This is a genomic window from Phenylobacterium sp. (assembly GCF_031425575.1).
In the GTDB taxonomy this organism is placed as follows: domain Bacteria; phylum Pseudomonadota; class Alphaproteobacteria; order Caulobacterales; family Caulobacteraceae; genus Phenylobacterium.
Genome location: NZ_JANPJP010000205.1, coordinates 1 through 1,609, shown reverse-complemented (window position 1 = coordinate 1,609; position 1,609 = coordinate 1). Strand labels below are relative to the sequence as shown.

The following is a 1,609-nucleotide window of genomic DNA, read 5'->3' as shown; positions in this document are numbered from 1 at the left end:
GGCGGCCTCGGCCCGGACCTCAAACCAGAAGGTCGAGCCCTGTCCCTCGACAGACGTGAATCCGGTCTGGCCGTACATCATTTCGGCCAGCTTCTGGGTAATGGCCAGGCCCAGGCCCGAGCCCCCAAACTTGCGCGTGGTGGAGGCGTCAGCCTGGTTAAACCTGCCAAACATCCGCGGCTGGGCGGCCGCCGCGATCCCCACGCCGGTGTCTTCGACCTCGAAGCGCAGCACACCCGCGTCGGCGCGTCGGCAGCGGACCACCACATGACCCTTCTCGGTGAACTTCACCGCATTGCCCACCAGGTTGAACAGCGCCTGGCGCAGACGGACCGGATCTGACCACACCCAGCCCAGGGTCGGGTCGGCGTCGATGATCACCTTCAGGCTCTTGGCCTCGGCCTGCGGCTCCAGCAGCCGCACGACACCGCGCACCAGGGCCGCCGGGTCGACGGGTTCACTGGACAACTCCAGGTGTCCCGCTTCGATCTTGGAGAAATCGATCACGTCGTTGAGCAGTTCGGCCAGCATCTGGCCACAGGTGAGCGCCTCGAGCAGCAACTCCCGCCCTGACGTCGTCAACGCTTCGGTCTTGAGCAGGTGCAGCACCCCCATCACGCCGTTCAGCGGCGTGCGGATTTCGTGGCTCATATCGGCCAGGAAGGCGGCCTTGGCCTCGGCGGCGTCTTCGGCCGCGCGCTGAGCCTCGATGAGCGCCAGTTCCTGCCGCTTGGCGGCGTCACAGTCCTGGATCAAGCCCACCGCCTTCTGCCAGCGGCCCTTGCGCGACACCTGCAGGTGGTGGTGGACGCGCACCCAGCGCTCGGACCCGTCGGGCCGCACGATCCGCGCTTCGAAGCTTTCGCCCGGTCCGGTCTCACCCCGATGCAGGCTGCGGAACGCGGCGCGCACATGGTGCAGATCGTCAGTATGAAATCCCGGATACCGGAGCTCGCACGCCTCCTCATAGCTCGACCCGCTCTGGCCGGTGATCCGTTCGAACTCCGGCGAGCACCAGAAGGTCTTCTTCACATGGTCGATCTCGTAGGCGCCGGCCTCGGCCGCCTGCAGCGCCAGGTTCAGCCGGCTGGCGGTGGCCTGCACCTCGCGTCGCGCCCGTCGCATCTGCTGTTCGCCCCGGCGGGCGGCGTCACGCGCCTTGGCCAACGCGGTGATGTCTTCCGATATCCCCTTCAGGCAATAGACGTTCCCGGCGCGCCGCTCAGGGCGCACCGTCACCCGCATGGTCATCCATCGGCCGTGGGCCCGGATACGGTGCTCGATCTTTGCCGGCTGGCCGGTTTCGAAGGACTTGGCCATGGCGCGGCGCATTGGCTCAAGATCGCGTGGATGGATCAATTCGTAGAAGCGGTCAGGTGTCCACGTGACTTGCGGGTCAAAGCCGATCAGCTCCACCAGCTCCTCTGACCACCAGATCGTGTTGGCGGCCAGGTCGAACTCCCAGATTCCGATGCCCGCCGACGCGCCCAGCACCTTGCGGGTGCGCCGGGCGTCCTCGATCTCCTCCCGCGCCGCGCGCTGGGCGGTGGCGTCGTACATGGTCACAATGTGTGACCCGTCCGGCATCAACTGGCGCCGAGAGGCATAC

At 66.9% G+C, this 1,609-nt stretch carries 1 protein-coding gene; it reads right to left on the bottom strand.

Features of this window, described 5'->3' with window-relative positions; genetic code table 11:
- The coding region (locus RMO97_RS11745) for an ATP-binding protein (protein WP_310541248.1) at positions 1 to 1,587 on the bottom strand (1,587 nt) is incomplete at its 3' end.
- Between the last annotated feature and the right edge of the window lie 22 nt (positions 1,588 to 1,609).